Source organism: Longilinea arvoryzae (genome assembly GCF_001050235.1).
Lineage (GTDB): Bacteria > Chloroflexota > Anaerolineae > Anaerolineales > Anaerolineaceae > Longilinea > Longilinea arvoryzae.
The window spans coordinates 2102810-2125375 of record NZ_DF967972.1; the positions used below are offsets into that span (position 1 = coordinate 2102810).

General features: G+C 57.6%; 18 protein-coding genes and 1 tRNA gene. 9 read left to right on the forward strand and 10 right to left on the reverse strand.

Annotated features, from left to right (window positions below; all coding sequences use genetic code 11):
• The first annotated feature begins 1 nt into the window (after position 1).
• Both LARV_RS09375 and LARV_RS09380 read left to right on the forward strand, forming a co-directional pair.
• A complete protein-coding gene (locus LARV_RS09375; protein ID WP_075073392.1) occupies positions 2–397 on the forward strand; it encodes a Mov34/MPN/PAD-1 family protein in 396 nt (131 codons plus the stop codon).
• Between the two features lie 55 nt (positions 398–452).
• A complete protein-coding gene (locus LARV_RS09380) occupies positions 453–1160 on the forward strand; it encodes a glycerol-3-phosphate acyltransferase (RefSeq protein WP_075073393.1) in 708 nt (235 codons plus the stop codon).
• A gap of 93 nt (positions 1161–1253) precedes the next feature.
• Here the strand turns inward: LARV_RS09380 and LARV_RS09385 are convergent, their stop codons facing one another.
• The 5 genes from LARV_RS09385 to LARV_RS09405 form a co-directional block, all read right to left on the reverse strand.
• Positions 1254–2228 carry an MBL fold metallo-hydrolase gene (locus tag LARV_RS09385; protein ID WP_075073394.1) on the reverse strand — a complete coding sequence of 325 codons (975 nt, stop codon included), beginning with the start codon at positions 2226–2228 and terminating at the stop codon, positions 1254–1256.
• A 183-nt stretch (positions 2229–2411) separates the two neighbouring features.
• Positions 2412–5111 (reverse strand): hypothetical protein, encoded by a 2700-nt coding sequence (locus LARV_RS20360; RefSeq protein WP_075073395.1) that lies wholly within the window; start codon positions 5109–5111, stop codon positions 2412–2414.
• A 134-nt stretch (positions 5112–5245) separates the two neighbouring features.
• Positions 5246–5974 carry an amino acid ABC transporter ATP-binding protein gene (locus tag LARV_RS09395; RefSeq protein WP_075073396.1) on the reverse strand — a complete coding sequence of 243 codons (729 nt, stop codon included), beginning with the start codon at positions 5972–5974 and terminating at the stop codon, positions 5246–5248.
• A gap of 3 nt (positions 5975–5977) precedes the next feature.
• Positions 5978–6805, reverse strand: coding sequence for an amino acid ABC transporter permease (locus tag LARV_RS09400; protein ID WP_075073397.1), 828 nt, complete (start codon positions 6803–6805; stop codon positions 5978–5980).
• 115 nt (positions 6806–6920) lie between these two features.
• The gene (locus LARV_RS09405; protein WP_075073398.1) at positions 6921–7667 is read right to left on the reverse strand and encodes a basic amino acid ABC transporter substrate-binding protein; all 747 of its coding nucleotides are present in this window, start codon (positions 7665–7667) and stop codon (positions 6921–6923) included.
• A gap of 194 nt (positions 7668–7861) precedes the next feature.
• Here LARV_RS09405 and LARV_RS09410 point away from each other — a divergent pair, with 194 nt between their 5' ends.
• From LARV_RS09410 to LARV_RS09425, 4 genes are all read left to right on the forward strand, one after another.
• On the forward strand, positions 7862–8872 hold the full coding sequence (locus tag LARV_RS09410) for a lysylphosphatidylglycerol synthase transmembrane domain-containing protein (protein ID WP_083522462.1): 1011 nt from the start codon (positions 7862–7864) through the stop codon (positions 8870–8872).
• Positions 8850–9509: a PHP domain-containing protein gene (locus LARV_RS09415; RefSeq protein WP_075073400.1), complete on the forward strand. Its 660-nt coding sequence runs from the start codon at positions 8850–8852 to the stop codon at positions 9507–9509. The genes LARV_RS09410 and LARV_RS09415 overlap by 23 nt, the downstream gene beginning before the upstream one ends.
• Positions 9510–9570: 61 nt before the next feature.
• Positions 9571–9654, forward strand: a tRNA-Leu gene (locus LARV_RS09420).
• Between the two features lie 222 nt (positions 9655–9876).
• Positions 9877–11793: a formate--tetrahydrofolate ligase gene (locus LARV_RS09425; RefSeq protein WP_075073401.1), complete on the forward strand. Its 1917-nt coding sequence runs from the start codon at positions 9877–9879 to the stop codon at positions 11791–11793.
• Positions 11794–11850: 57 nt separating this feature from the next.
• Here LARV_RS09425 and LARV_RS09430 read toward each other — a convergent pair whose 3' ends face one another.
• Entirely contained in the window at positions 11851–13194 is a 1344-nt protein-coding gene (locus LARV_RS09430) for a hypothetical protein (protein ID WP_075073402.1), read from the reverse strand.
• Positions 13195–13373: 179 nt separating this feature from the next.
• Between LARV_RS09430 and LARV_RS09435 the strand changes: the two genes are divergently transcribed.
• Entirely contained in the window at positions 13374–14012 is a 639-nt protein-coding gene (locus LARV_RS09435; RefSeq protein WP_075073403.1) for a helix-turn-helix domain-containing protein, read from the forward strand.
• Between the two features lie 178 nt (positions 14013–14190).
• Positions 14191–15507 carry a diaminopimelate decarboxylase gene (gene lysA / locus LARV_RS09440; protein ID WP_075073404.1) on the forward strand — a complete coding sequence of 439 codons (1317 nt, stop codon included), beginning with the start codon at positions 14191–14193 and terminating at the stop codon, positions 15505–15507.
• Here the strand turns inward: lysA and LARV_RS09445 are convergent, their stop codons facing one another.
• The 4 genes from LARV_RS09445 to LARV_RS09460 all read right to left on the reverse strand — a co-directional run bounded on the left by LARV_RS09445 (position 15508) and on the right by LARV_RS09460 (position 21460).
• The gene (locus LARV_RS09445; protein WP_075073405.1) at positions 15508–18303 is read right to left on the reverse strand and encodes a helicase C-terminal domain-containing protein; all 2796 of its coding nucleotides are present in this window, start codon (positions 18301–18303) and stop codon (positions 15508–15510) included.
• A 145-nt stretch (positions 18304–18448) separates the two neighbouring features.
• Positions 18449–20071 (reverse strand): DUF5666 domain-containing protein, encoded by a 1623-nt coding sequence (locus LARV_RS09450; RefSeq protein WP_075073406.1) that lies wholly within the window; start codon positions 20069–20071, stop codon positions 18449–18451.
• Entirely contained in the window at positions 20064–20618 is a 555-nt protein-coding gene (locus LARV_RS09455; RefSeq protein WP_075073407.1) for a sigma-70 family RNA polymerase sigma factor, read from the reverse strand. The genes LARV_RS09450 and LARV_RS09455 overlap by 8 nt, the downstream gene beginning before the upstream one ends.
• Before the next feature lie 83 nt (positions 20619–20701).
• Positions 20702–21460: a restriction endonuclease gene (locus LARV_RS09460; protein WP_083522464.1), complete on the reverse strand. Its 759-nt coding sequence runs from the start codon at positions 21458–21460 to the stop codon at positions 20702–20704.
• A 163-nt stretch (positions 21461–21623) separates the two neighbouring features.
• Between LARV_RS09460 and LARV_RS09465 the strand changes: the two genes are divergently transcribed.
• Positions 21624–22550: an ABC transporter ATP-binding protein gene (locus LARV_RS09465; protein ID WP_075073409.1), complete on the forward strand. Its 927-nt coding sequence runs from the start codon at positions 21624–21626 to the stop codon at positions 22548–22550.
• Positions 22551–22566: the final 16 nt, after the last annotated feature.

Sequence of the window (22566 nt, forward strand, 5' to 3'; positions counted from 1 at the left end):
CATGCATATTCCCATCGCGCTTCGCCAGGAGATTTTGACCCACCTGGACGCCTGCCTGCCGCAAGAAGGCTGCGGACTGCTGGGGGGTAAGGAAGACCGTTGCGAGCGATTTTTGGCGATCCCCAATGAACTGCACAGCCCAAATGGCTTTCGGATGGACGCGCAGGCTCAATTGCAGGCTTTTCTCCAGATGGAAGACCTGGGGCTCGACCTTTTGGCTTTTTTTCATTCCCACCCCCGCGGACCGCAAGTGCCATCAGCAACGGACGTCGCAGAATTTGCCTATCCGGGCGTGGTATCGTTAATCTGTGTTCCTGATAACAAGAATTGGATTGTGCGCGGCTTTGATATTCGCAGCGATCAGGTGATGGAAATCAGTCTGATATGGGAGAAATAGCGCACAACGTTTCGTTCGAAATCGGGTTAACCTTTTACTGGAGGAGAAACAGATCATGACGATTTGGAATATTGGCCTGGCGCTGCTGCTTTCCTATCTGATCGGCGCATTCCCATCTGGCTGGTTCGTGGTAAAGATTGCCAGTGGGAAAGACGTGCGCAGGGTGGAAAGCGGTCGTACCGGGGGAACGAATGCCATGCGGGCTGCCGGTTTTCTGGCCGGGCTCTTCACCGCCGCGCTGGATGTTTTTAAAGGTTTTTCGACGGGCTGGATCGTCCACTGGCTGACGCCTGGAAATACCTGGGTGCTGGTAGCTGCGCCCCTGGTGGCAATTCTTGGGCATAATTATTCGGTGTTCTTGATCGAACGTGGTTCGCACGGGAAATTGCAGCTCCGCGGCGGGGCAGGCGGCGCGCCCTGTCTGGGCGGGGCGATTGCGGTTGGCGGACCGGCAATGCTTTTGATTCTGCCACTGGCAGCGCTGGTTTTTGTCCTGATCGGGTACGCGTCCGTGACCACGATCAGCATCGCGGTTCTGGCGATGTTGATCTCGATCGTCCAGGCAGTCTTCTTTGGGGGTTCGTGGTTGCACGTGCTTTATGGACTGATCGCGATCGGCCTGGTGATGTGGTCCCTGCGGCCAAATCTGAAGCGCCTGCGGGATGGCAACGAACGCGTAGTAGGGCTGCGAGCTTATTTTCGCAAACGCGCTGCTGAAAAACGGGCCGCAAACTCACAGGATTCACACCCGGGTGAACGATAAAGACTTGATTTTGTAGGATATTCTTGAAAATTGAACGGCGGCCTCCGCATTGGATGACCGCCGTTTTGATTCCTGTTTTTCAAGGTTTTTAAATTATTCTTCGTCTTCCGGATCTTCGAAATCATCGGGTTCTTCGGGTTCTTCAAACTCGTCGGCGTCGTCGATATTTTCCAGAATTTCTACCGGCTCTTCCTCGGGTTCCTCTTCAAAAGTTTCTTCTTTCGAAGGTTCGATGGGTTCCTCGGCTTGAATCTGGTGATAAAGCCAGCGAACGTTGCGGCGATGTAATTCTTCGGCCAGACCGCCCAGATAAACCCGACTCTTGCCGCAACTCTCGACATCGATCGCCAGAAGCGCGTCCTGCGGGTTGCGCCGTCGCGCCGCACCTTTTACGGCTTTCTTCAGCGCCGACAGATAGTTGAGATTTTCCTTGACGGATTCATCGATTTCGCCGCGTAAGATGATATCCCCATGCCCCTGGATGATATTCTCCAACCCGAGCTTACTGATCTTCTTGATGGTGTTGACCATGGCGTCGTAATTGCCGTCGATGATATAGGGGATCGGCAAAAAGGCGTCCCCGGCAAAGATCACCCGGTCTTCCTCGACCAGGATCGAAATACCGTCGCTGCTGTGGCCGGGCGTGGGGAAGAGAACCAGATTCTTCTTGCCCACGCGCAGGGAAAGCGATCCATCCATAAAGGTGATCTGCGGCGCGATGATCTTGATTTGTTTGAAGATCGGGTTGATCTTTCGGGCTGCTTCCAGCGCAATCTGGCCCTTGGTCAGCATCAAATCACGGCACAATTCGTTGCCGATGATCGTGGCGCCCGGGAAGAAGCAATTGCCACCGGTATGATCGGCATGATAATGCGTGTTAATGACGTAGCGAACCGGAACACCGAGTTGTTCCTCGATAAAAGAGCGCATGGCCAGCGTTTCTTCTGGCAGTGCGAGTGTATCGATGACGACCGCCCACTGCGGTCCTGTGATCGCGCCGGCCGTTACTTGCGCGTAAATTTCAGACTGAAACCAGTAGACATTTTCAGAAATGCGTTCGCGTTGCATGCACGCCTTCCAGGCTTTCTAAGCTTATCAAGATAGGGGATTGGGCCCAAGTCGCTAGAATAGCATAAAAAGGGTGAAAAGTCAAAAAATCTTAATAATCCATTGTTAATTCAAGAACACTCCCGATGAAAAAGGCTTCAGGGAGTGTTCATTGGAGCGTTTGATATTCGAAGAAAAAAGGAATTATTCCGGCCCGCCGGGAGGCGTATCATCCTGACCGCCGCCTTCGGGAGGATTCTCACCCTTCGGATAAGGAGGAAGGAACGGCAATTTCAAGATATCCTGCTTCCACAGGTACCAAAGAACGCCCGTCAAAGCGGACAAGCCGGACAGAATGATCAAAACGGCCAGCCAGGGGCCATTGGATGGCCTTTGCTCTGGATTGGCGGTTTGGAGCGTTGGGGTGGGGGTGGGCGTCAGGGTGAGGAACGAATGGAAGGTCGGGGTGACGGTCAATTCGTTCTGTTCGGTGCCTAGCGGGTACACGGTGGTGGTGAGCGAATTTTCGCCCTGATTCGGATAGGTGCTGGTTTCTTGCGTTGCACCGGGCTCCGGGTAACCACTCGAAGGAGTGGTGTTTTCGACGCCGCCGAAAGCCAGTTGGGTGCGGGCGGCGGATGTGCGCGTCAGTGAATTGGCAGTGGGCGCCGGGGTTGATGTGCGAAACGACGAAGGGCGCGGCGTGCGCGTTTTTGTGGCAAAAACCTGGTAGAGCGTGCGGGTTTTGGTGGGGGTGCGCGTTATTGTGGGGGTCCTGGTCTGCGTGGGGGTGGATGTTGCCGTCGCCGTGGCAGTGCTGGTATTGGTGGCGGTGGGGGTCGCGGTAGGAACGCCGGCTGTTGCCTCCAGAATACCGGAATAAATAGACTGCTGATTGACGGTGACCATTTCCAACCGGTAGCGATAGATTACGCCGTCGGTCAAGCCGGTATCCAGGTACTGGTAGGCGCCGCCGGTCAGCGGGCTGCCCTTACCGGGGATGGCGGCGGAAATGCGTTGAAAACCCGTTCCGGCGCCCATATCCCGCTGAACGTAAATCGATTGCACGTTATATTCGCTTGAAGTCGTCCAATTGAGCAGGATCTGGGCCGCGCTGGATTGGGACGTAAAACTGGTGATCATGACGGATGAGTTTTGAACCGGAATGCCGACCACGAATGGCAGGAATTTCAGGTCATCAGCCAGGTTGGGACGGCCGGTGGCGTCGATGTTGACGCGGATCTCATCCGAATCGGGCAGGCATACCGTTTCCTGGCCGGGGTTGCCGCCCAGCGATTTTCCGGTTGTGGACCAGCCGTTGGTCAGGTTGGCAATCGGGTCATACCAGTACAGCGGGAGCAAGGCCTGATCAGTTTGGCCGCAATAGGAAGTCGATTCGATGGTGGCGGTGCACCCGGAGTTCAAATTGTATTTAAAGATGAGCCCCAGGGAGGCGCTCGGCGATACGCCATCCGGCAGAAACACATCCCAGTAATTGGAGCAGGCTGTCAAAACGGAGGAGGCGCCGGTGAAGGGCACATTATCAGAACTGCCGTAACCGTGATTCAGAATGTACAGGCTGAAATCGTTGCCCTCGGCGGTCCGCTGGAAGGAAATCTGGCCGTCGAAGGCATTGCCCAGGCTGGTGGTGACGACAAATTCTCCTGCCTGAACGCCAGGAGCGGAGGGACGCAATAGCACGGCTGCGCCCAGGCGTTTGCCGCTGGCGTAGGTACAATTCGAAGGCGCAATGAACTCGCTGCCCCAATAATTATGGTCAACCCGGCCTTTTTGATTGCACTCCACCTGGGCGCCGCTGCGGTTGCCGTACAGGTTGTTTGCCAGTGCCTCCAGCCGGCCCGTGCCGCTGCCGGCTGCCATTTGCACCGCGTAACCCGTGTTGGCGTGGATTTGATTGAACCGCAGCAGCAGGCTGCCGGAGTTGTCGGCCACGGTGATGGCGTTCGAACCGTTGAACAGATCGTTTGATTCGATGGCGATATTTGCGGGACTATCGATGGCGATCAGATCGCGGCCCGGATTGGCGCAAATGCCGTCGTTGATGTTCAGACCGCGCAGCGTGGCGCCGGCGGTGATGCGCAGCATGGGCTGGTTGCAAATTTGCCCCGTGTACGTCAGGCTGGCATCGTTCAATCCGGAAAGCGTGACAGGCTGGTCGACCAGCACGCTCTGGCTCTTGACAGTGTAATTGCCCAGAATCACGATGGTCCCTTGCGGATTCCCTGCCCGGGCGTCGATGGCATCCTTGAGCCCCGTGCCCAGTCCGTCCGACAGATCCTCACCGCTGTTGACGTAGCAGGGCGAATTGATCGAACAGGTGGCCGCGTCGTTGGCGACATAGACTGTGGCGGCGGTGGGGACGACCGGCACCGCCAGGAAGGTCTGTTCGGTGCGCGTCCAGGCGCCTCCGGCCTGTTCCATGACACGGACCAGGATGGAGCCCGAAGCGATGGCCGTATCGCCGAGACGGAAGGCAAAACCGAGCGAGTCGCCAAATCCGGTACTGGTTAAGCTGGCATAAGCCCCGCCGAGTAAATTGTAGTTGGCCGGCGCACTCTCGGTACAGTAGCTGATGGAGGTCGTATAGGCCGCGTTGGTGACGCCGCCGCGCGCATCGATTCGGAATTGCGAAGCCGACCAGGCGACCGGCGTATATACGCAGAATTGAACGTTCGGGGTGGTACCCGGGTCATACGTCCCCAGGTCGAAATTAGTTTGAAGGTTCAAACGCTGCCCTGCCGCGCATCCACTGCTTGGACAGCCTGACGGACTGGATAGTACCAGCGTACTGCCAGGATTGGCCTGTGAGGCGCCAGGATTGGCAATGAGTATGGCAGCGATCAGGACCAGCACAAGCGCAAATCCGGGAACGAACCGTTTCATATAGACCTCCCAAACGGTTTTGCAGGACGCATTTCTTCAATAGAAAGATTATACCCCAAGGAGAATAATAATCTTCCGGAGCGGCGAGGCATTGTTAATCAAACAGACGGCTTTTACGCCGTCTGTGGATATTTCTAGAGAATTTTCGAAAGGAAAGCTTTCGTTCGTTCCTGTGTGGGGTGGGTAAACAAGATATCCGGCGGCGCTTCTTCGATGATTTGGCCGCTATCCATCAGAATGGCCCGGTCGGCTGCGGCGCGGGCAAACCCCATCTCATGCGAGACGACGACCATGGTCATCCCTTCGCGTGCCAGATCCGTCATCACGTCCAGCACTTCCTGGATCATTTCGGGATCCAGAGCGCTGGTGGGTTCATCGAACAACATGATTTTGGGATCCATGGCCAGGGCGCGAGCGATGGCCACGCGCTGCTGCTGCCCGCCGGAAAGCTGGAGCGGGTAATAATCCGCCTTGTCCGGGATGCCGACCTTCTGCAGGAGCATGCGCGCCTTGTTTTCACTTTCGACTTTATCACGCTTGCGGACCACTCTTTGCGCCAGAAGAACGTTATCCAGCACTTTCAGGTGCGGAAATAAGTTGAAGGATTGGAATACCATCCCGACTTCCGTTCGCACGGCATTGATGTTCTGAGCCGTGTCAAGCGGGATGCCATCCACAACGATCTTGCCTTCGTCGAATTCTTCCAGGCGGTTGATACAGCGCAGCAGGGTGGATTTACCCGAACCAGAAGGACCGATGACGACCACGACCTGTCCCTTGAGAATGTCCAGGTTGATGCCCTGCAGGGCATGGACCGATCCGAACCATTTATGAACGTTTTCGATATGAATGATCGGTTCCATGGTTTACCTTTCGAATTTGGAGCGCTTTTCGACCCAACTGACCAGTCGGGTGGCTAACAGGGTCATAATCAGGTAGATCAACGCCACCATCACCCAGGTTTCGATGATGATGAAGGTCGATGACATGAATTCACGACCCCGCCGGGTCAGGTCGGGGACGGCCACCGCGCTGACCAGAGCGGTATCCTTGAGCAGGGTGATGAATTCATTTCCCACCGGCGGCAAAATTACACGCACGGCCTGCGGCAGGATGACGTATCGCATGGCCTGGAAATAAGTCATGCCCAGGCTACGGGCGGCTTCCATCTGGCCGCGTGAAATACTCTGGATGCCGGCGCGGTAGACTTCACTCATGTAGGCCGCGTAACCGAAGGTCAGGCCAAAGATGGCCATGGTGGTGCCATCCGGCCGGAAATTGCTCAGCGCTGGATTATTCAGGGAAGCGCCCAATTCCTGGATGATGGCAGGAGAAGCGAAATACCAGAAAATGATCTGCACCATCATGGGAATGCCGCGAATCACTTCGACGTATACGGTGGCAATCCCGCGCAGGATCGTATTCTTGGAAAGGCGCGCCAGGCCGACCAGCAGGCCCAACACCAGAACCAAAACAAATGAAACCAGGGTAATCTTTACGGTGACCCAAATGCCGTCTTTTAGAAAAACCAAAATGCGGTTGTACGGATCCGGTTCTGCAAAATTCAGCACCAGGATCAAGGCTACAACAACCGCGACCAATCCCCACCAGCGGTCAATGGATGGCTTTTTCTTCGTTCTATCCGTCATGGTGAGGGTTGCGGAAGAGGAATCGGGGATGGGAGATGAGCTCATGAGCCTTCCTTGGAAAGACTTATGGATTTTCTTGGGGGAAGTCTTTTGAAAAGTACCTGAAAAAATGGAGTCTGCGGGGCCTGATCAGGCCTCGCAGACGGATTGACAAAGGGTTTTACTGGGCAGCCAGGTACTTGTCTTCCAACTCTTTGATCTTGCCATCATCCTTGAGGGCTTTGAGGGCCGCGTTGATTTTGTCGACGAGTTCGGGTTTGCTCTTGCACACGGCGATACCGTAGGATTCATCGGTGAAAACGTCACCGGTGGTCATCAATTTATCGGGGTTCTTGGCGATGAAACCCAAAGCGGTCGGGTAATCGACGATGACGGCATCGATCTGGGCATTTTGCAGGTCAAGGAAGGCCAGATCGTAGGAATCGTACGGTTTGAAGGTGACGTTCGGGATTTTCTCGGCTTCGACGGCGCCGGTGGTACCCAGTTGAGCGGCAACGGTCTTCCCATTCAGGTCAGCATAGGACTTGATGGCTGTTTCGTCCTTGCGAACCACGACGATTTGCCCCGCATTGATGTACGGGTCAGAGAAGAGCATGTTCTGCTTGCGCTCATCGGTGATGGTAATGGCAGCGATGGCGATATCGAACTGGCACTGGCTGATGCCGGCGGTGACTGAATCGAAGGGCGTATTTTCGATCGAGATTTCAAGACCGGCCTTATCGGCAACCAGACGGATCAGTTCGACATCGAACCCGGTGATCTGCTGGGTCTTTTCATCGACGTATTCGAACGGCGGAAAAGTGGCGTCGGTTGCGACGGTGACCTTGGTCTTTGGCGTGCCGCAAGCGGAAAGCAGCGTGGCCAGGATAACAAGAACAGAAAGGACGAATAGAGTTGTGCGTTTCACTTCTTTCCTCCAATGTGGAACAGAAATATTGAGTTGGAACAGGACGGAAATCGAAAAGGTGAAGCAGAGATAAGCGTGTATCCTGCAAAGAGCGAACAAAATGATTATAGCATGACCTTGAGATTGACTGTAAATTAAGGCCAGCTTTCAAGGCTGTAATTCATTATTTTTCACGATATCGGTATAATGATCCTATGCGCGTTGATGGAAATTCGTCAGCCCTGAGCATGCAGTCTGTTCGAAAAAAATTATTCCCAGGCCTGATTTTGGGCGTACTGGTATTGGTTGGATTGGCGCTGTTGGGCGATCTGCGCCAGGTGCAGAAAAGCATTCTGACCTTCGACTGGCGGCTGTATCCGCTGGCTTTGCTGTTTACGCTTGGAAATTACACGCTGCGCTTCATCAAGTGGCATTTTTATCTGGGGCAAATTGGAATCCGGAAATTCTCTCCGGCAGAGAGCCTGCGATTGTTCGTGGCGGGCTTCCCGCTGGCCGTGACGCCCGGCAAGGTGGGTGAGGTTCTCAAAGGCGTCTGGCTGAACCAGAAGACGGGCGTGCCCGTCGGGCGTGCGATTTCAGTGGTGGTGGCCGAACGCATCAGCGATGGAATGGCGGTATTGATGCTCTCGGTGGCCGGCATCCTGGCTTACCCACGCTACTGGCCGGCCTTTGCGCTCATCCTGGCCCTGCTGCTGAGCGTGATCGTGATCTCCCAGATCCGCCCCGCGGCGCTGGCCGTTCTGGGCTGGATTGAACGACTTCCGCTGGCCAACCGCGCCGCGCACGGCCTGCGTGAATTTTACGAGGGCAGCTACACGCTCTTTCGCCCAGGGCCGACCCTGCTGGCGGTCGGACTGGGAACCATCTCCTGGTTGGGTGAGGGCATTGGTTTCTATTTGATTTTGCTGGGGCTGGGCCTGCCGCAAAGCCTGCAATTGGCGGCCACGGCCGTTTTCATCCTGGCGTTTGCAACCGTCATCGGCGCCGTTTCGGCGCTTCCGGGTGGCTTGGGCGCTTCGGAGGCTTCCATCGCCGGCATGCTGACCCTGTTGCTGGGCCTGGAACCGGCGACGGCGACCACGGCCACTTTGCTGATCCGTCTGGCGACGCTGTGGTTTGGGGTTGGGCTGGGCATTTTGACCTGGATTTTCTCACCGGATCTGTTGGGTTTACGAGAGATGCATGGAACCCTTGTGGAGAGTTGATTTCCACTGCCACACGGATGCTTCCAGAGACAGCCTGGTGAATCCGGAGGCGCTGATTGCGCGGGCCAGGCAGCGCGGGATCGATCGATTGGTGATCACCGATCACAACCGCATCGATAACGCCCTGCGCGTGCAGGTATTGGCGCCAGACCGGGTGGTGGTGGGTGAGGAGATCAAGACCACGCGCGGCGAACTGCTGGCGGTTTTCGTCCGCGAATGGGTACCGCCCAACCTGCCGCCGGATGAGGCGCTTGCGCGCCTGCGCGAGCAGGGTGCATTCATCAGCGTCTCGCATCCCTTCGATTTGCAGCGCTATGGCTGGCAACTGCCGGATTTGCTGGCGATTGCGCCGCTGGTGGACGCCATCGAGGTGTTCAACGCGCGCTGCTTGGACGCGCGGATGAACCTCGACGCAGCTGAATTCGCCCGCCAGCATAACCTGGCCGGCACGGTTGGGTCGGATGCACACACGCTGGGCGAGATCGGCCAGGCGGCGCTGCTGGTGGAGCCGTTTTCAAGCCCGGAGGAACTGCGCCAGGTGATCGGACGCGGGCAGGTGCAGGGCAGGCTCTCATCGCCGTTGGTGCATCTGGCCTCGACGTATGCCAGGTGGCGGAAACAATTTCGCAAGGGTTGAGAGCTGATCGAGTTGCAAACACTTCACAGCCAAATCGGAACGGAGTAAAATAAAACTCGTCGGGGCGATGGCGGAATCGGCAGACGCAACGGACTTAAAATCCGTCGATGGAGACATCGTGAGGGTTCGACCCCCTCTCGCCCCACAAGAAAATAGGTATCCCTAGATTGGGGGCAGGCCCCCTCTCGCCTCACTGGAAGGCACCTTGTTATTCAGGGTGCTTTTTTGTTATTTTCTCTACAAATACGAAAGATTTGACATTCTTAATCATTTTGGCTTTTATTTTCGACTTGCCAAGATCAGTTGTCTGACAGATAATAGTAAGGTCGGTCATTTTTCGACTACAACCTAGAAAAGGAGAAGAAAGATGTGTGCTTTGAAACGGCGCCCATTTACGGCAACCCCGCTAAAGTTGCGCAAGCCGGTTCCATCCGATATCGATATAGCCCAGGAATCAGACCTGAAACCGATTTCACAGATCGCCGAGGAATTGGGCCTTCTCCCGGAAGAAGTCGAATTTTATGGGCCCTATAAGGCCAAAGTCAAATTAGAGGTTTTGAACCGTTTACAGGATGCCCCCAGCGGTAAATATATCGACGTCACGGCCATCACTCCCACACCCCTGGGTGAAGGCAAGACGACTACCACCGTGGGCCTCAGCCAGGCGCTGGGCGCGTTGTTGAATTACCGCGTCATGACCTGCATCCGCCAGCCCAGCCAGGGCCCGACCTTTGGCATCAAGGGCGGTGCAGCCGGCGGCGGCTACAGCCAGGTGATCCCAATGGAAGAATTCAACCTGCACCTGACCGGCGACATCCACGCCATCACCGCGGCCAACAACCTGGCGGCGGCAGCGATCGATGCGCGCATCCTGCACGAATCCGATGCCACCGACGAGCAGCTCTTCAACCGCCTGATCCCGGCCGGCAAGGACGGCAAACGCCATTTCTCGCGCCTGATGCTGGAACGGGTGCGCAAGCTGGGTTACGCCACCGACAATCCGGATGACCTGACCCCCGAGCAGCGCCGCAAGCTGTGCCGCCTGGATATCGATCCCGACACAATCACCTGGCGGCGCGTAATCGACACCAGCGACCGCTTCCTGCGCGGCATTACCGTCGGCCAGGGTGAAGAAGAAAAAGGCCTCGAACGCAAGACCGGCTTCGACATCACCGTGGCGAGTGAAATCATGGCCGTTCTGGCCCTGACCACCAGCCTGAAAGATATGCGCGACCGCTTCGGACGCATTGTGGTTGCCCTGAGCAAGGGCGGCGAAGCCATCACGTGCAGCGACCTGGGCGTCTCTGGCGCGATGACCGTTTTAATGCGCGACGCGATCAAGCCAAACCTGATGCAGACCCTGGAAGGCACGCCGGTATTCGTTCACGCCGGCCCGTTTGCCAACATCGCCCACGGAAACAGCTCCATTCTGGCCGATCAGATCGCGCTCAAGCTGGCCGATTACGTTGTGACGGAATCTGGCTTCGGCGCCGATATGGGCATGGAGAAGTTCTTCGACATCAAGTGCCGCGCCTCCGGGTTGATCCCCAATGTGGTGGTGCTGGTGGCGACCGTGCGCGCATTGAAGATGCACGGCGGCGGCCCCAAGGTGGTCGCCGGCAAGCCGTTGGACAAGGCTTACACCGAGGAAAATCTGGACCTGCTGCGCGCGGGTATCCCGAATATGCTGCACCATATCAAGCTGGCGCGCAAGTACGGCATCCCGGTCGTGGTGGCGGTCAACCGCTTCGCAACCGATACGCCGGCCGAGCTGGAACTGGTGCGCAAGGCTGCCGTTGAAGAAGGCGGCGCGTTTGCAGCCGCCGTTTGCGAGCACTGGGAGAAGGGCGGCGAAGGCGCCCTGGAACTGGCCAAGGCCGTGGTCGATGCCGCCAACCAGCCCAGCAAATTCCAATTCCTGTATCCATTGGATAAATCCATCAAGGAAAAGATCGAAACCATCGCGCGCGAAGTCTACGGCGCGGACGGCGTGGATTATTCCCCTGAGGCCGAAGAACGCATCGCCGAATACACCCGCCTGGGTTTCGACAAGTTGCCGGTGTGCATGGCCAAGACGCACCTGAGTCTGAGCCACGACCCGAACCTGAAGGGCGTCCCCAAGGGCTTCCGCATCCCCGTACGCGATATCCGCGCTTCGGTGGGCGCCGGATTCGTCTACCCGATTCTGGGCAAGATGAGCACCATGCCGGGCCTGCCAACCCGCCCGGCGTTCTACGACGTGGATATCGACCTGGAAACGGGCCGCGTGGTCGGTCTGTTCTAGTTTTCGAATCGCTGGTCAAAAAGGGCTGCCCGGAATTTTCGAGCAGCCTTTTTTCGTTTACAGCTTCCAGTTCGAAAGATATCCTCTTGAACGGAAGGAGGAATAGAAGCTTTTTAACCTGCTCAGGAGATCGATCGAAACCGGCGCAATCAGATAGAACCATATCACCCCAAACAGGATCAGGCTTAGCCGGTCGTTCAGGCTGAGAGTGGCGTGGGTGATCCAGGGACGGATGAGCGGGCTGAATTCCGGCACGTACCAGCACAAAGACTCGAGCGCATAGTTATTGGCGGTGCAGGTTTCGAGCATTTTTTGTTGAAAAACCACCCCGTCGACGCCCACCCAGAGCGACCCGCTGATCAGGATCAGCAGAACCAAAATCATGGGGAGGGATTTGTTTTCGGAATGAAACAGCTTCGCCAACATCCAGGAGGCCGGCACGCTGGCGAACAGGAAAAAGCGCGGACCCCAAAACCAGCCTCCATACCAGGCCCACCACGGAGCGTACGCCAGAATCAATCCCAGGACGATCAACAGCCACAGGGTCAGCAACCTGCGTTCGCTCGGATTGGAGATGGATTTCAGCGCCCAGACTACCAGCAATAACCCCGGGCAGAAGAGGAAGATGCCCTTGCCGAAGGAAAACAGGATCGACAGGATGCCCAATCCGAACGGATAACTGTAGCCGGTCCTCCCCGAGTAGGGCAGGACCGTTTGATAGCCGTGGTCCTGGGCCAGGTAGGTTTGAAAACCGGCCAGGAGGCTGCCCGTTCGCAAAAATGATTCCCCGACCATCAGAACCAGGCAAATCGGGATCAGGGAAAGATAACGCAATTGCCTGGATTCCCAGGTGAGATAGCCGACGACGAGCGCGAAGGGGATCATCAGCGCCGGCGTATTCAACACCGCCAGGATCAGGAAGATCCAGCCCGGTCTGGATCGGCCGGTCACGATCCCGGCCGTGCCCAGGGTCATGAAAACGGCGCTGAATACCTCGCCGTAGTAGGACGTGAGGTGATTGGGGATCATGGAGCCAAAGGACAGGAGCAGGCCGAATGTCAGCAGGAATTTACGGTCGTAACGGTCCTTCAACCAGCGGTACAGAATCACCAGACCGGCGGCAAATAATAGAAAATTGTAGCGTTCGATCACCGCGACCGGATTCGAAAAGAGAGCCGAAATCCACCATAGGGGAATGGAGAACAGTGGCCCAATCATGGAATAACGCATGGGATCGATGCGCAGGTCATGGACCAGGGAATCCATGAATTGAAAACGGATCGATCCGTCGCCCCAGATCGAATAGGGCAGGAGAAAAAAGGCAGCCAGCCCGCCCGCGAGCAGTAAAAACAAGCCCAGATAGGGATATAGGTTTGCGATGTTTTTTCGGGTCTGTTTCATGGGAACTAATTGTAGATGACATCCCCGGAAATAACAAACCCGGCCGTGATCCGAGTCTGGACCGGCTTGCTATATATTGAGTAAATCCAGTAAAAATCTCAAATTTAATTGACAAAATAGCTCTAAAATATCGTATAATATTTCTTGATTATTGTTGGTAGCGATCGATAGGAGTAGCGATGGACATTCTTGGTAGGGAAGCCTTATCGGTGGATGTGGGACAGCGACTGCGTAGCCTGCGTGAGGAGCGCGGCGTTTCGATGCGCTCGCTGGCGCGGCGAAGCGGGCTCTCGGCAAATGCGCTCAGCATGATCGAACGCAACCTTACATCGCCATCGGTCAGCACGTTGAACAAACTGGCCGGCGCGTTGGAAGTGCCCATCACGGCCTTTTTCCGGCTCGAACGGGACCGGAAGAACGTGGTTTTCTGTAAGGCCAGCGAACGCACGCGCGTGCCCTTCATGCGCGGATTGTGGGAAGGGCTGGGCGGCGAATATTTTACCGGAAGAGTGGAGGCTTTTTTATTGACGCTCGAAAACGGTGGAAGCAGCGGCCCGCACGGAATGCTGCATACCGGGCACGAGTTCGTCTTCTGTCTGCGCGGATCGCTGGAGTACGAGATCGAGAACGAACGTTATTTATTGGAAACCGGCGACAGCTTGATTTTTGCCGCCCAATTGCTGCATCGCTGGCGCAACCCGGGCCAGATGGTAACGAATGCGGTCATTCTGATTTCCGGATTCGAGGAGGATGAGCACCCGGGTGAATTCCATATGGCGTCATCGCCCGCCGAAGAAGCGCGCGATCCCAGCGTCTAGGAATCCGGTTGCCCCATCCGGGACTTTCGGGTGCGGTCGCGCCGGATCGAATTCCGCCTCCGGTCTTCTTAATGGCTTCGGCCGTTGATCGGGGGCTGTAAGTTGCGCCAGCCCTTCTGAACCGCGTTACAATTGCGGGATGTGAAATGCCCATTCCCAATTGTGCGAGGCGACGAAAATGCATCCAATCGATCGGCTGTTTCCAGTTTCGGTGGGGCGTGGTCCGCGGGGTGAATTGACCCTGGCCGGTCAGGACGTGGCAGCTCTGGCCCAAAACTGGGGCACTCCGTTATACCTTTACGATGGCGCGACCCTCCGGCAAGAGGTGCAGACCCTGCAAACCTTATTGAAGACGCAGTACCCCGGCGTATGGGAGATCACCTACGCGGCCAAAGCCTATTTCGCGTTGAATTTTGCCCGCAAGCTGCACGAGATTGGATTGGGAGTGGATGTGGTCAGCCTGGGGGAGCTTTATAACGCTCGCCAGGCGGGTTTTCAAGGGGAGCGCGTGCACCTGCACGGCAACAATAAATCGGAAGATGAGTTGATGGCCGCCCTGAAATTCGGCGCGCATGCCATCGTGGTGGACAGCCTGGAAGAACTGGCATTCCTCGAGAGTATTACCGCGAGGGAGCAAATCCAGGCCGCCATCTGGCTGCGCATCACCCCGGGCGTCAACGTGGCGACGCACCCGTCCATTCAGACCGGGCATGCCGCCAGCAAGTTCGGCTTTTTGATGGAAGATGGACAGGCAGCCGAAGGCATTCACCGGGCGCGGGCCAGCCGCTGGTTGAAGCTGATCGGTCTGCACGCGCATTTGGGCTCGCAGCTCTTCGACGCTGAACCATATCGGGAGGCCGCTTCGCGCCTGACCGAACTTGCCGAAGGGGTGGATTACATCCCGGCGGAGATCAGCCTGGGCGGCGGGTGGGGGGTGCCCTACACGCTGGACGACGCGGAGAATCCGTTGGAGCCCTGGGTGAGCGCCGCCGCCGGCGCCGTCCGAACCGAATTCGAGCGCCGCAACTGGCCGCTGCCGAAACTGGTCCTCGAACCGGGGCGCAGAATCGCCGCCCGGGCGGGTGTGGCAGTGTACACCGTGGGCACATCCAAGACCGCCAGCGACGGCTCGACCATCGTCGCGCTGGACGGCGGCATGGCAGACAACCCCCGGCCGGCATTATATCAATCCAGGTATACGGCCGTGCGCGTCGATCGACCGGATGCGGAACCGGTGCGCGAAACGACGCTGGTCGGAAAGTATTGCGAATCGGGCGACCAATTGATCCGCAAGATCGACATGCCCGAACTCAAACGCGGCGATCGGGTGGCGATCCCGGTTTCTGGTGCTTACCAGATCAGCATGTCTTCGAACTACAACCTTGCTCAGCGGCCGGCGGTGCTGTGGCTGGATGAGGGCCGCGTGGAAGTCCTACAGGCGCGCGAAAAGCCCGGAGAAATGCGCTATTGGTCGGAGGCCAGCCCCGCCGAATGACTACAGGTTGAGCCAGCGAGCGGCTGACTTGGGCAGGTCGTGCAGCGATCCGATCTGCACCTTGCACTGGGGCAGCGATTCGATGAAGAGCTTGCCGTAGCGTTTGGTCAGGATGCGCCGGTCGAGGATGGCGACCACGCCGCGGTCAGACTGGGTGCGGATGAGGCGGCCAAAGCCCTGGCGAAAGCGCAGGATGGCTTCCGGCAGGCTGTATTCGCTGAAGGGATCCTCAAAGGTCTCCGAACGGGCGGCGATGATCGGATCAGACGGCACGTCGAAGGGCAGTTTGACGATAACCAGCACCGATAACGCTTCGCCGGGGATATCGACGCCTTCCCAGAAGGCGCGCGTGCCCAGCAGGACGGCTCGTTCGGATTCGCGGAAGGTTTCAAGCAGGGTGTTGGTGGATGCGCCCTCGCCTTGTTCGTATAGCTGAATATCTTTTTCTGCCAGCGCCGGGCCGATGGCCTGGGAGGTGCGTTTGAGCTGCGCGTAGGAGGTAAATAGCGCCAGCAGCCTTCCGCCGGTGGAGGTAGCCAGGTGCACCAACGATTGCTCGACCGCCCGTTGATAGGCGCTTGCGTCAGACGGTTCGGGGATATCGTTGGCCAGGTAGAGCAGAGCGGCGCCTTCATAATCGAAGGGCGAACCCAGCACCAGTTCGTCGGCTTCATCGGCATTCAGACGATTGCGCAGGTATTCGAACTCGCTGTTGGTGGTCAGGGTGGCCGAGGTCAGGATGACGCAGGTCTTTTCATGCCACAGGTACTTTTCCATCAGCGGGCCTACGTGCAGCGGCGCGACCTGCAGGACGATGCGGTGATTGGTGGGCGGAACTTCGATCCAGTAGATCGATCCGGCGTCCGGGTCGGAGATCATGCCGCCCAGGTAGGCATTGGCTTCACCCAACCGGCGGGCCAGGGTGCCCAGCACGCCGATATTGTCTTCCAGTTCCTGGCTTTGCACATCCAGTTCGGAGAAGGATTGAAGGATCTGATTGAGCAGGTTCAGCAGAAGCTTGTAAGTCTCGCCGGTGGAATCCCAGGCCATTTCCACTTCGCTCCAGGCGGGCAGGGTGCGTGTGGCTCCCTGGATGCGCACCTGCTGGCCGTAATTGCTGACCGGCTGGCCCTCGCGCATGGATTCGAGAAACAGGTCGATGGCCTGGAAGAGCTGGTTCAGGTTGTTTTCCAGCCGGAAGGCCAGGTCGGTGAGACGCTGCACAGCCTGGTTGAGCGCGGCGAAATCGGAGGGGCGCAGCATATTGCGGGTGATGGTGAGCAGACGCCCCAACGAACCCGACGCGCTGCCGCCCATCTCGCGCAGCAAACGTTGCAGGTCGCCCTGGCTGACACGAAAGCTAAGCGCGCTGGTGGTGGCCGATTCGATGTGATGGCCTTCGTCGACGATCAGGTAGTTGTAATCCGGGAGCACGCGGCTGCCGGTGATCACGTCCGAGAGCAGCAAAGCATGATTGACCACCAGCAGGTGGGCGCTCTGGGCCGCCTGGCGCGCCATGTAGAAGGGACAGGCGCCGCCGGTGCGGCTCATGCAGACTTCCGCCTTGCAACCTTCGTCTTCAGCGGAGATGCGCGACCAGATATCCCGTTCCACTGGGCCGTTGAGGTTGATCTCGTTGCGGTCGCCCTGGCCACCTTCGTTCAGCCAGACCAGTATTTTGGCCAGCACACGCATTTCTTCTGCGCTTTCCGGGCCGCGCTGGCGCAGCACCTCCAACCGGCGCGGGCACAAATAATTGGAGCGGCCCTTCAAGACGGTCGCGCGCAGGTCGATATCCAACGCAGCACACAGATCCGGGATGTCTTTTTGGATCAACTGGTCCTGCAGTGTGATGGTGTTGGTTGAAATGACCACCCGGGTATTGTTCTGGTAGGCAAACAACGCCGCTGGGACGAGATACGCAAAGGATTTACCGGTGCCGGTTCCGGCCTCGACCATCAGGTGATAGCCTTCGGAAAGGGCCTGCGAGACAGCGCGGGTCATTTCCACCTGCTGTGGGCGGTATTCGAAGCTCTTGAAATAATGGGAGAATACCCCGCCGTGTTCCAGGATGGCGGCGGCTTCGTCCGGGTTAAGCGGGGTGGGTGTGGCCGCCGGGGTCAGCGGCGGGCCGAGGAGTTCGTCTTTTTCGTGGAAAAGCGCGCTGTAATCCGTCGAGCCGGCACGGCGCGGCGGAAGCGGCTCGCGGATGCGCGCGCGCAGGACCTGCTGGAACAACCAGCCCGCGCCCCAGTCCAGGGGCTCGGACAGGCGCACGAATTCGGCCAGCAATTCGAGCGGCAGCGCCAGGGTTTTATCGTACAGGCGGGTGAAAACGGCGTGCGCCAGGCGGGCGTCATCCAGGGCGCGGTGCGAATTGGGGATCAGGATGCCCAACTGCTGGCCGAGTGTGCCCAGGTTGTAACGGCTGGACGTTGGTAAAAGCACCGCGGCCAGTTCATAGGTATCCACGACTTCGTTGAGTTTGAGGATGTTGTAGCGCTGCAGAAAGGACAGGTCGAAGCCCACATTGTGGCCGACCACCGGAGCGTCACCCACGAAATCGGCCAGTTCAGTCAAAATGGCGCGCATGGGCGGTGCGTTACGCACCATCTCGTTGGTGATGCCGGTCAACTGGGTAATCATGGGCGGGATGGGCCGCCCTGGATTGATGAGGGATGACCATTCAGCTTCGACCCGACGGCCATTGAACCGAACGGCTGCAACTTCAATGATGGCGTCGGATTGGAAGTCCAACCCGGTGGTTTCGATATCGATGGCGACGAGTGAAGGCATGCGAAGGATTATACCATCCCGAATCGTTGCGGGTAAAAAAAGACCGCCTCCGATTGGAGGCGGTCCGGTGAGCGAAGTAGCAGGTTCTCCCCTGGTGGGGTCTGGAGGCATTGGGTGCCAGGCCCCTAAGAACCCGCTGCTTCCGTTATGGTTTATGAGTAGGTTTTGGGCGGTGAGTCGGTTTGACTCTCGCGGTGGGTGTGGGTTCCAACTGTTGCTTGATGATGCCCCAGCCCATGCCCGCTTCGCGCATGGCGAAGACTTCTTCTACGGTCTTGCCGGAAGCCTGCGACAGCGTGTAGGCCATATCGATTTCGCCGAAGCCATAGTGCTTGCAGAACCAGCCCATGATTTCTTCATAAGACACACCGTAGCGCTCGGCGAGCTTCTGGCCGGTAGGCTGCTGTTCGGTTCCAACACAGGCGGTTTCGGTTTCCTCGGTCGGGGTTTCGGAAACTTCGGGGGTTACCGTCTCGGTGCCCGGGGTGGTGGTATCGGTGACTTCCACCGTCGGAGTGGTATCCTCGTCGTTTTCTTCGAGGCGGCTGATTTCATCTGCCACCCAGTCGCCGTTATCGGCGATATGGAAATGGATTTCCACGACATCGCCAACCGCCAGACCGGATTCGATCATGGCGTCGGTGACGATGACGTGTTGTCCACTGATGATCCATTCGGTATCGGATATGGATTCGATCGTGCCGCTGAAGGTCAGGCTTTGATCCTGGTCCTCACTCGCGAGCGCAATGCTGTCGGCGACACGGACGCCATCCACATTGCGGCCTTTGACAACCACGTTGCTGCCCATCACGACGCCGGGGTCGATCACAGTTTGCGGGGTGACGGTGAAAGTGACGCCGGCCACTGCCCATTCGGTTTCGCCCATGGCGGTCACGGCTCCGACCAGCTTGAAGTCAAATGCCGGATCGGTAATGGTCATGTCCGTCGAAGCGGTGGAAGCCTGCCCGGCGGTTACCAGGACCGCGTTCTGATCGTTGTAGACCAGGACCATGCCCTTATCCACCTGAAAGCGCGAGTGGCTGTTGATGATGCTGACTTCGAAGGAAGTGCCGCGCACACTGGCGTCACCGGTGTCGGTATGGACCAGGAACGTGCTGTCCTTCCCCTGCAGGGGAACCACACTGTGCTGGGTGGTCCCGGCGGTCTGATCCATCACCACCTGCAGTGCGCGACCCGCGCCGCCGTTCACGACGGAAAGGGTGAGATCGGCGTTCGGGCTGATGACGGTGCGGCTGCCTTCATAGAAGACCAGCGTGGCAGACGAATCGGCGCCGGTGCGAATGTGATCGCCGGAATAAACCAGGTCGCCTTCGGAAAGCGGCACCCATGATGAATCGATGAAGATCTCCACCTGGCCCTTGATATCCATGGCTGTGGCAGCCTGGACGTTCGTGGGAGAACTGGTCAGAATAAAGGCCATGAAGGCAACCAACACGATGGCAACGCCAGCGAATGCCCAGCGCGCGGCCGGTTTGGCAAAAATGCGCTGGTACCAGGGCGTGGCAACCGGTTTCCTGGGCTGCGCCACCGGAACGGTGGTCTGTTGGGCGGCCTTAAGAATGCGTTCTTTTTGAACGGGGGCATTCACCATTTGCGGATGGGGCAGGGAGCGAACGGCAGACGCCAGGCGGATCAACTCCGCCATTTCCGCTGAATCCTCTGGCAGTTCGTGAAGGATATCTTCGAGCGGCTTGCCGCTCTCGACGGCGTCCAAGTATTGCTGCAAGAGTTCGTCAGGGTCATGCATAGGAAACCTCCCAAGAAATAAGCAGATCGCGCAGCGCGAGCAGCCCGCGGCGTTGAAGGGCCTTGACAGCGTCCTGGCTGCGGTTGATGGTTCGAGCTGCTTCAGCGATCGGCATACCGAGTACAAAACGCAGGATAATGACGTCCCGTTGGTCTGCACTCAAATGATCCAGCGCGAGGCGAAGTTTTTCACCGGTCAGTGAGTTTTCCACCTTTTTGTGAAGGACTTCTGATTCCACGAGCTGGTTCTCCTCTACTTCAATCGATACATTGTGGTGGTCCGAGCGGTAATGATCGATGGCGAGGTTGCGGGCGATTTGGAATAGCCAGGCTTCAACCGGCTTCCCCTGAGGTTGATAGTTCGGCAATCCACGTAACATGCGCAAGAATACTTCAGCCGTAAGGTCTTCCGCGGTCTGGGAATTTCCCACCCGGTAGAAGAGGTACCAGTAGATATCCTGGTGACATTGCTCATAGATTTCCCCTGCGGCTGCAGTGTCTCCGTTCTTTGCGCGGAGGGTGATGTCCGTCAGGTCGATTTCAGGCATGTTTATTTGGAATTGCGGCCCTTTCCACCGCTGTTAATACATATAACGGATGAATTGGCAAAAGGAGTCGCGCAAATGCAAAATTATTTCAGATGGCGTTGGCGGCGGCTGGCGCGTAATAATTTGACCAGCGCCGGACCGTCGTAAAGTGTAATGGGTTTACCGCGCACCCACTCGACCGCCTGTGGGGTGAATGTACCGGTGGTCATGACGAAACCCTGACTGGCTGCTTCGTGAAGCATCGTGCCGTAAAAATCACGCACCACGGGTTCGCCCACGCTGGAGCGATAACGCTTGCACTGCACGATCCATTTCCCCTGGCGCTTAGTATACACGACCAGATCGACCCCGTGGTCACCGGTTTGGCCGACACGGCGGGCGCGATAATTAAAACTGCGAAAGAAGACGGCGATCAATTCTTCGAATTCTTCGGGAGTAAGTTCCTGCAATTCCTGCACGCTGCGCGCGGTTCGCAGGGCGCGCCAGGCATCCCGATTTTGCCACCATCCCTGCAGCAGCAGCCCGCCGCCGGCCAGCAGTCCGGCAATGACGAAGGTGGTCGTATTCCAGGGCTCGGGCAGCAGTCCCAGCGGGCTCAGGCCGTTGAACAGCAGAAGCAGCCCAATGGAGGCCCACGCTCCCCAGAAGATCAGGAAGGTGACGAGGCCGCGGCGCAGCGCATGGGGAAATTGTTCTTTGCGGCCACGCTGCCAACCCCGCAGGGTGAACACCAGGGCGAGCGGCCAGAAGGCAAAGAGGATTTGCAGTAGGGGTAGCAGGTCTTGCATGGTGTCGATGGGTTCCGCGGGCAAGACAGGATGAAAATATGTTCTATTATACATGACTTCCGGCCGAATTCGAGAAATTGCTGGATACTCGAATAGAGGAAAACTGACCAAAAAGCCGGTGCGGTTCGCGTAAAAAGGCGTGTTAATTGAAGGGACAGGAGTTCATCTGGCAATCCTTTTTCAGAGAAGACAGCTTTCGTTTTGAGGAGAAAACGGCATGAAATCCGAAATCGTGTTATCGGTTCAGCATTTTCGCAAAACCTACGGCAGCCTGACGGCGGTCGATGACATCAGTTTTGAGGTCCAGCACGGTGAAATTTTCGGACTGCTGGGACCCAATGGCGCCGGCAAGACCAGTACGCTGGAAAGCCTGGAAGGGTTGCGCAAACCGGATGGCGGCAAGCTGGACATTCTGGGCGTTGACCCGGCCAAACAACCGCTGCGGCTGCGCAACCTGATCGGCGTGCAATTACAATCCTCGGGGCTGCCGCCGATGATGACGGTGGAGGAAGCCATGCAGTTCTTCTGCGCTTATCACGGCGTGGCTCCGCGCATGGATCTGATCGAACGACTGGGATTGATGGAAAAGCGCCGCGACCAGTTCAACCTGCTCTCGGCCGGGCAGCAGCGCCGCCTGGCGCTGGCGCTGGCCATGGCGCATCGCCCGCAAGTGCTCTTCCTGGATGAACCCACTGCCGGGCTTGACGTGCCTTCGCGCATCGATTTACACGGACTGATGGCTGAAATCCGACAAAACGGCACGACCATCCTCCTCGCGACGCATGATATGGCTGAGGCCGAGAAGATGGCCGACCGGGTGGCAATTCTGCTGCGCGGGCGCATCGCCGCCGAGGGCACCCCGGCGCAGCTTACCGCGGCCGGCAACGGCCTGACGAAGATTTCCGTCTCGAGCGAATCCAACCGGCTGCACCAGAACGAAATGGCTTTTCCGGCGGTCAGCCAACGCCTCGTCAAAGAAGAATATGCGGTGTATTACAGCACCAATCCAGGCCAGACGGTGACGGCCATTCTGGCGTACCTGGAAACCAGCGGCGACCGGCTGGTGGACCTGCGCGTCGAGCGCCCCTCACTGGAAGAACGCTTCCTCGAAATTACCCAAGTGCAGAGCCAGGTGCAGGGTTGATCCTTGATTGTTTTGC